The following is a 7,936-nucleotide window of genomic DNA, read 5'->3' as shown; positions in this document are numbered from 1 at the left end:
TGTTGCCACCGAAGTGGCTGATATCGTCTTGTGAGTGCCCACACAGATTGTCTGATAAATTGTTAAAGAGCAGTGCCGCTGTTCGCAATGAATCTTATGCGGCGCGGGAGGTGCATAATACGCTTTCCCGCTGAAGAGTCAAGAGTTTTTTCTTTCGAAGTCATTCTTTTCCCTACCTAACCTGGCGACTTGGTTCTCGTTAGAGGAGTCGTTGTTCCCGGTCAGTGGAGGCGCATTATAGGGAGTTCTCAGAAGGCCGCAACCCTTATTTTTAAAAAATTTGCTGACCGTCTATTTTTTCCACAAAAAGATTATTTGAGAAGCTTTTCAGCTATTTCTTAACCGCTAATTTGCCAAAATCAGCGGCAAACTGCTTTACCTGCTCCCAGTCTGTGTACTCAACTTCTTTACTGGTATCGGTTTCGCCGCCAGTCATACGCATTATTAACTGAATCATCACTCTGTCGAGCCAGCGATAACGCGGATAACGCAGTGCACCGGCAAAAACGCCGCACTGCGTTGGCTTCCAGGGCGTAGCTAAAAGGAACTTGCTGGTATAAGCGTTGGTTTGCGGCGTGCGCTTCTCCGGCTTACGCGCCGTCAGGTTTACCGAGAAGAAAGCCGAAGGCATGGTGTTCAAATGATTAATATGGCGCTTAACAAACTTGTCGAGCAGCGGGGAGAAGTGTCCGTAACGAATAGATGCGCCAATCATCACCTTGGCGTAGCGTGAGAGGTCAACATTTTCTGCATCCTGCAGGTCCATCACGTCACATTCAGCATTCTCTTTTAAACAGTTAGCTATATAAGAAGAGATAGCGTGAGTTTGACCGTCACGAGTTGAGTAAAGTACCAAGGCTTTCATCTCGGTCTCCTTTCTAAATAATGAATCCATAAACCGATTACTCCTTCCAGAAGGTTGGCGTAAACAGCACTAATAAGGTGAATACTTCAAGACGCCCAAACAACATGGTCACGATTAGGATCCATTTAGCGACGTGATTCATCGACTGGAAGTTATCTGCCACCACTCCAAGGCCGGGTCCCAAGTTGTTCAGCGTGGCCGTTACCGCAGCAAAGGCGGAGAAGTTATCAACGCCGGTTGCCACAATCGCCAGCATGCTGACAATAAACACCAGCGCGTAGGCAGAGAAGAATCCCCATACGGCTTCAAGAATTCGCTCTGGCAGTGCACGATGACCCAGCTTAATGGTATAGACCGCATTCGGGTGAACCAAGCGTTTAAGCTCGCGTGACCCCTGCAGATATAAAAGAAGAATACGTATAACTTTGAGGCCACCGCCGGTAGAACCAGCACAACCGCCGATGAACGCCGAGCAAAGCAGAAGAATCGGTAAAAATAACGGCCACTTGGAAATACTGTCCGTGGTGTATCCCGCCGTGGTTGCCATAGAGACAACCTGGAAGAAAGCCTGATTTACCGTCTCAAGACCCGAAGTGTAGGTATCGTGCAACCACAGTACCGAAGTACAAACCAGTACTAAGGTAAATTGCACCCCGATAAACATGCGAAATTCGGGATCACGCCAGTAGACTTTAATATTACGGCCGCTGAGCAACGCAAAGTGCAGGCCATAATTACAGCCAGAGATCAGCAGGAATACCGCGATGATAGTGTTGATGGTCCCGCTGTGGAAATAGCCGATGCTGGCATCATGGGTTGAAAAGCCCCCGAGGGCGATAGTCGAGAAACTGTGGCCGATAGCGTCAAACCCCGACATACCGGCTCCCCATAGCGCCAACGCGCAGGCAATGGTCAGCAAAATATAGATAAACCACAACGTTTTTGCCGTCTCGGCGATACGCGGACGCATTTTATTGTCTTTTAAGGGACCCGGCATTTCGGCGCGATAGAGCTGCATACCGCCCACGCCTAAAATAGGTAAAATCGCCACCGCCAGCACGATGATCCCCATACCGCCAAACCACTGGAGCATTTGGCGATAAAACAGAATCGCGTGCGGCAGGCTGTCTAGCCCAACTAACGTGGTTGCACCGGTGGTCGTCAGCCCTGAAAAAGATTCAAAAAAAGCATCGGTTAGAGAGAGATTAGGCCTTTCGGAGAATAAGAAGGGCAATGCCCCTACGCTGCCCAGCACGGTCCAAAATAGCACCACGATGAGAAAGCCCTCGCGGGGTTTAAGCTCGCTGCGCTGTTTTCGGTTGGGAACCCACAGAAACAGGCCGATGGCCAGCGCAACGAAAAACGTCTCACTGAACGCGCGCCCTGCCCCGTCTCTATAAATTAATGCCACTATTCCGGGAATAATCATCGTTCCAGAGAATAGGATAACGAGCACCCCGACAATTCGGGTTATGGCACGGAAATGCATGCTGGCGCGTTCCTCAGCAAATTAAAATGCAATAAATTGATCAAACAGGCTGCAGAACCAGCGAACCCCGACTGAGATTAAACAGTCGGTTCGTGATTTCTGCCGCATCGTAGGCCGGCAACGTCAGACGTAAATCCACCGCTGCGCCGTATTCACTTTCCACAATGCTGCCACCGACCTGCTGCAATAGCGTTTCAATCATCGATATTTGTGCATAGTCGCACTGCAGCAGAAATTCGGCCTGCGGCACCTTTTCTATAACGTTCAACTGTGCCAATGCCAGCTGAACGCCGTTACCGTAGGCGCGGACCAACCCACCGGTGCCTAACTTTATGCCGCCGTAATAGCGCACGACCACGGCGGTTATCTCGCCAACTCCACTGCCCATCAACTGCCCGAGAATCGGTTTTCCCGCCGTACCCGCTGGCTCGCCGTCGTCCGAGAATCCCAACTGCTGAGAGTCATTGGGTGGCCCGGCGACAAAAGCCCAGCAGTGATGACGCGCAGACGGATGCAGATTTTTGACCCGCAGGATAAAAGCTTTCGCCGCCTCAACCCCTGCCGTTGGCTCCAGCAGGGTGATAAAACGACTCTTTTTTATCTCTTCGCTAATCTCGATAGACTGCGCAGGAACAGGATAAGGCTGCATCACGCCAGTTTCAGGTCACGGGTCATATTTTCAATACGATTATCGTGGATAACAATATTGTCTTCGATGCGGATGCCACCATACGGCTTCATGGCTTCGATTTTATCCCAGGCAAAGTGCTTACTGAACTTGCCATCACGCCAAGGCGCCAATAGCGACTCGATAAAGTACAGGCCAGGTTCGATAGTCAATACCATGCCCGGCTGAACGATGCGGGTGCAGCGCAGATAAGGATACTTCGACGGCGCGGCCAAATGCGTGCCGGTTTCATCCTGCATAAAGCCGCCCACGTCGTGCACTTGCAGACCCAACGGATGCCCAAGCCCGTGCGGCAAGAAAGGTCCGGTGAGGTCTTGTTCCACCATGGCCTCTTCGCTTATATCAACCACCAACCGATGTGCTTTGAGAATTCGCGCAATGCGGTGATGCATCTGAACATGATAATCAGTGTAGCGAACGCCAGGCTTAATGGAGTCGATAAGTGCCAGTTGCTCGGTATTAAGATCTTTGATCAGCGCCGAAAAATCGCTGTCACTTTTTGCTGCATAGGTGCGAGTAAGGTCGGCGGCGTAACCGTTGTATTCAGCGCCAGCATCAAGCAGGAAGCTGCGCATTTCTGCCGGTGGCTGCTGCTGTAGCGTAGTGTAATGCAACACCGAGGCGTGCTCGTTTAACGCTACGATATTGCCATAAGGGACTTCGGTTTCACGATGCCCAGTGGCGCTCAAATACGCCATGCTGATGTCGAATTCGCTCATCCCCGACAAAAAGGCTTCATGCGCCGCGCGATGGCCGCTCACCGCCAGCTTTTGTGCGCCACGCATGCAGGCCACTTCATAGTCAGTTTTATAGGCGCGATGATAATGCAAGTAGTCGAGCACGCGCTGCGGATTGAGATGGTCAGCAGAGATGCCCAGATCTAACGCACGGTCTTTGTTGTAACCTATGTAAGCCACCCGCGATAAATCTGCTGGCAGTTGGCTTTTAATATCATCCGGCTTTGACAGCGGCAGCACCTGAACGTCTTTGGTCCAGAAGGAATCAGGCAGCGGTTCGACGCTGTGCCAGTAGTCGACCGGCGAGTAAAACCACAACTTCGGCGTATTCACACCGTCCACCCACAGCCAGCAGTTAGGTACCTGTGTCACCGGCACCCACGCTTTAAACTGCGGATTGACCTTAAAGGGATAGCTGTAATCATCAAGAAAAGTGATCTGCAACTCACCGGAGTGAATAAGCAGGGCATCAAGTTGATTGCGTTGCAGTATTTCCAGCGCACGTGCCTGTAAAACGGCGATATGTTCTTTATAAAGCGTAGAGAGAGATTCCATCGACCTGTCCTTTACTGGATTCATACGATAAATGCAAAACGATGCCGCATCTTATCACAGCAGGGCGCACGCCGTAGCCCCGTGCTCTTTGTGATCTTGCCTGCAAATATCAATCAGTCTATTTGCATTTCATTAACATCAAAACCACACTCCATTCATCTGGTCATACCAGATCATCCCCGATGATTCAGGAGAGACACATGCTCTACCAAGGCGAAACACTACACCTGCACTGGCTCGAAAACGGCATTGCCGAGCTGGTGTTTGATGCTCCAGGCTCCGTTAACAAACTTGACACCCAAACCGTTGCCAGTTTGGGAGATGCGATTACCGTTCTTGAAAAACAGCCTGAATTAAAGGGGCTGCTGCTGAGCTCGGCCAAGCCTGCTTTTATTGTCGGTGCCGATATCATGGAGTTCTTATCGCTGTTTACCGCACCGGCCGAAAAGCTCCATCAATGGCTGGGATTTGCCAACGGTATTTTCAATCGTCTGGAAGATCTCCCTGTGCCGACGATTTCAGCCATCAGTGGTTACGCGCTTGGCGGCGGCTGCGAATGCGTTCTGGCTACTGATTTTCGTATTGCGACACCGGACACGCGCATTGGCCTGCCTGAAACTCGCCTGGGTATCATGCCGGGCTTTGGCGGTTCGGTGCGTTTACCTCGCCTCTTGGGTGCAGACAGCGCGCTGGAAATTATTGCCGCCGGTAAGGACGTGAGCGGCAGCGAGGCACTCAAATTGGGTCTGGTAGACGCGGTAGTCAGCGCCGAAAAACTGCATGATTCCGCGCTCAACATGTTGCGTCAGGCTATTGAAGGGAAGCTGGACTGGAAGGCCGCACGCCAACCCAAGCTATTGCCCCTCAAGCTGAGCCGTATCGAAGCAACCATGAGTTTCAGTGTAGCAAAGAGCATGGTGCTGCAAACGGCGGGCAGGCACTATCCTGCACCATTGACCGCAGTGAAAACCATTGAAGCAGCGGCGCGAATGGGACGTGAAGAGGCGCTGGCGCTAGAAACCGGCAGCTTTGTGCCGCTGGCCCAGTCCAGCGAGGCCCGCGCACTGGTGGGTATCTTCCTCAACGATCAGTTTATTAAAAGCAAAGCCAAAAAGTTGGCAGGCAGCCACGGCAAGCCTGAGCAGGCTGCGGTGCTTGGGGCCGGAATTATGGGTGGCGGCATTGCGTATCAGTCGGCACTCAAGGGTGTGCCGGTAATCATGAAAGATATCAACGACAAGTCGCTGCATCTTGGAATTAATGAAGCATCCAAGCTATTAAACAAACAGCTCGAACGGGGCAAACTCGACGGTTTGACAATGGCCAAGGTCCTCTCGACCATTCAGCATACCCTGAGCTATAACGGCCTTGAACGTGCCCAAATCGTGGTTGAGGCTGTGGTTGAGAATCCAAAAGTGAAGGCCGCCGTGTTGGCGGAAGCAGAAGCGCTGCTCGACGACAATGCCATTTTGGCCTCCAACACCTCGACGATCCCTATTAATACGCTGGCAGCAGCGTTAAAACGTCCAGAAAATTTCTGCGGCATGCACTTCTTCAACCCGGTGCACCGTATGCCGCTGGTCGAAATTATTCGCGGCAGCAAAACGTCCGAACAAACGCTTTCACGCGTGGTTGCCTACGCTTCGGCGATGGGAAAAACGCCGATTGTCGTTAATGACTGTCCCGGATTTTTCGTAAACCGCGTGCTGTTCCCCTACTTTGCCGGATTCAGCCTGCTGATGCGCGACGGCGCCGACTTTGTGCAAATTGATAAGGTGATGGAAAAACAGTTTGGCTGGCCGATGGGTCCCGCCTACCTGCTAGATGTTGTCGGCATTGATACCGCGCATCATGCACAGGCTGTGATGGCTCAGGGATTCCCGGACCGAATGGCAAAAGACTACCGTGACGTGGTTGATATTCTGTTTGCAGCCGAACGCTTTGGTCAGAAAAATCAGCGCGGTTTCTACCGTTACAGTGAAGACAGCAAAGGCAAGCCGCGTAAAGAGCAGGATGCCGAAGTCACGTCACTGCTGGCAGCAACAGATGCACAACCGAGCAGCCTCAGTCCTGAGGATATTATCTCGCGGATGATGATCCCGATGATTAATGAGGTTGTGCGTTGTCTTGAAGAAGAGATTATTGCCAGCCCCGCCGAAGCAGATATGGCGCTGGTATACGGCATCGGCTTCCCACCTTTCCACGGCGGCGTTTTCCGCTATCTCGACACATTGGGCAGCGCGAAATACCTGCAGCTCACTGAAAAGTATGCGCATCTCGGCCCGCTTTACCAGGCACCGGCAGGTTTGCGTCGTAAAGCTGAGACTAACGAAAGCTATTACCCGCAACCCGAACCCCTGGCTTCCCTCCACACCGGCCGTCAGACATAAGGACCGAAATAATGGAAACTGTAGTAGTTGTTGATGCGGTCCGCACCCCAATGGGCCGCTCTAAAGGCGGCGCCTTCCGCAACGTTCGCGCTGAAGACTTATCCGCGCACCTGATGCGCGCCGTGCTTTCACGTAACCCAGCGCTCGACGCTAAAGAGATTGACGATATTTATTGGGGGTGCGTTCAGCAAACCCTGGAGCAGGGCTTCAACGTTGCGCGCAACGCCGCTCTGCTGGCGGAAATTCCGCACAGCGTGCCGGCGGTCACCATCAATCGGCTGTGCGGCTCGTCAATGCAGGCGCTGCACGACGCCGCGCGCATGATTATGGTCGGTGATGCAGACATCAGCCTGATTGGCGGTGTCGAGCACATGGGCCATGTCCCGATGAATCACGGCGTCGATTTTCATCCGGGACTGAGCCGCACCGTGGCCAAAGCCGCCGGTATGATGGGTCTTACCGCAGAGATGTTGGCTAAAATGCACAATATCAGCCGTGAGATGCAGGACGAATTTGCCGCACGTTCGCACCAGCGCGCGCATGCCGCTACCGTCGCTGGGCATTTTGCCAACGAAATTGTGCCGACTTATGGACACGACGCCGACGGCACGCTGGTCAACCTGAATTTCGACGAAGTGATCCGCCCTGAAACCACGGTAACGTCACTGGCGGCGCTGCGTCCGGCTTTTGACCCAGTCAACGGCACCGTTACCGCCGGCAGTGCCTCGGCGCTTTCCGACGGTGCCTCTGCCATGCTGATTATGAGTGAATCTCGCGCCGCCTCGCTTGGCCTAAAGGCGCGAGCAAAAATCCGTTCGATGGCCGTGGTCGGCTGCGATCCTTCCATCATGGGATACGGTCCAGTACCCGCAACGCGACTGGCACTCAAGCGCGCGGGACTCTCGGTGGAAGATATTGGTTTATTCGAGTTGAATGAAGCCTTCGCCGCACAGTCATTGCCGTGCATTAAAGATCTCGGGCTGCTGGAAAGTATGGAGCAACGGGTCAACCTGAACGGCGGTGCGATTGCACTGGGACATCCACTCGGATGTTCGGGCGCGCGCATCTCAACCACCCTGCTGAATCTTATGGAGTGCAAAGACGTGCAGTTTGGCGTGGCTACCATGTGTATCGGCTTGGGTCAGGGGATCGCGACGGTGTTTGAAAGAGTCTAGTTGAAAGGATTTGATGTCAAGCTTCCCGCCCCTGTCA

At 52.9% G+C, this 7,936-nt stretch carries 6 protein-coding genes; 2 read left to right on the top strand and 4 right to left on the bottom strand.

Features of this window, described 5'->3' with window-relative positions; genetic code table 11:
* Positions 1 to 331 precede the first annotated feature (331 nt).
* The 4 genes from hemG to pepQ are packed head-to-tail and all read right to left on the bottom strand — an operon-like array spanning position 332 to position 4,334.
* Positions 332 to 865, bottom strand: a complete 534-nt coding sequence (gene hemG / locus BS639_RS03780; RefSeq protein ID WP_055773199.1) for a menaquinone-dependent protoporphyrinogen IX dehydrogenase — start codon at positions 863 to 865, stop codon at positions 332 to 334.
* A gap of 37 nt (positions 866 to 902) precedes the next feature.
* Positions 903 to 2,354 (bottom strand): Trk system potassium transporter TrkH, encoded by a 1,452-nt coding sequence (gene trkH, locus BS639_RS03775; RefSeq protein WP_055773202.1) that lies wholly within the window; start codon positions 2,352 to 2,354, stop codon positions 903 to 905.
* A 40-nt stretch (positions 2,355 to 2,394) separates the two neighbouring features.
* Positions 2,395 to 3,003: an IMPACT family protein gene (locus BS639_RS03770; protein WP_055773204.1), complete on the bottom strand. Its 609-nt coding sequence runs from the start codon at positions 3,001 to 3,003 to the stop codon at positions 2,395 to 2,397.
* On the bottom strand, positions 3,003 to 4,334 hold the full coding sequence (gene pepQ, locus BS639_RS03765; protein WP_084982290.1) for a Xaa-Pro dipeptidase: 1,332 nt from the start codon (positions 4,332 to 4,334) through the stop codon (positions 3,003 to 3,005). Before pepQ ends, BS639_RS03770 begins: the two co-directional genes overlap by 1 nt.
* Before the next feature lie 200 nt (positions 4,335 to 4,534).
* Here pepQ and fadB point away from each other — a divergent pair, with 200 nt between their 5' ends.
* Entirely contained in the window at positions 4,535 to 6,724 is a 2,190-nt protein-coding gene (gene fadB / locus BS639_RS03760) for a fatty acid oxidation complex subunit alpha FadB (protein WP_084982289.1), read from the top strand.
* A gap of 11 nt (positions 6,725 to 6,735) precedes the next feature.
* On the top strand, positions 6,736 to 7,899 hold the full coding sequence (gene fadA / locus BS639_RS03755) for an acetyl-CoA C-acyltransferase FadA (RefSeq protein ID WP_084982288.1): 1,164 nt from the start codon (positions 6,736 to 6,738) through the stop codon (positions 7,897 to 7,899).
* Positions 7,900 to 7,936: the final 37 nt, after the last annotated feature.

Origin of the sequence: Rouxiella silvae (genome assembly GCF_002093625.1) — a bacterium.
Lineage (GTDB): Bacteria > Pseudomonadota > Gammaproteobacteria > Enterobacterales > Enterobacteriaceae > Rouxiella > Rouxiella silvae.
Note: the sequence above shows the minus strand (reverse complement) of the source record. Positions and strands in the feature narration are given on the sequence as shown.

Bases quoted from the DNA above. Each gene is read 5' to 3' on its own strand.
- hemG (WP_055773199.1), bottom strand. From the start codon at position 865: ATGAAAGCCTTGGTACTTTACTCAACTCGTGACGGTCAAACTCACGCT.
- trkH (WP_055773202.1), bottom strand. From the start codon at position 2,354: ATGCATTTCCGTGCCATAACCCGAATTGTCGGGGTGCTCGTTATCCTA.
- BS639_RS03770 (WP_055773204.1), bottom strand. From the start codon at position 3,003: ATGCAGCCTTATCCTGTTCCTGCGCAGTCTATCGAGATTAGCGAAGAG.
- pepQ (WP_084982290.1), bottom strand. From the start codon at position 4,334: ATGGAATCTCTCTCTACGCTTTATAAAGAACATATCGCCGTTTTACAG.
- fadB (WP_084982289.1), top strand. From the start codon at position 4,535: ATGCTCTACCAAGGCGAAACACTACACCTGCACTGGCTCGAAAACGGC.
- fadA (WP_084982288.1), top strand. From the start codon at position 6,736: ATGGAAACTGTAGTAGTTGTTGATGCGGTCCGCACCCCAATGGGCCGC.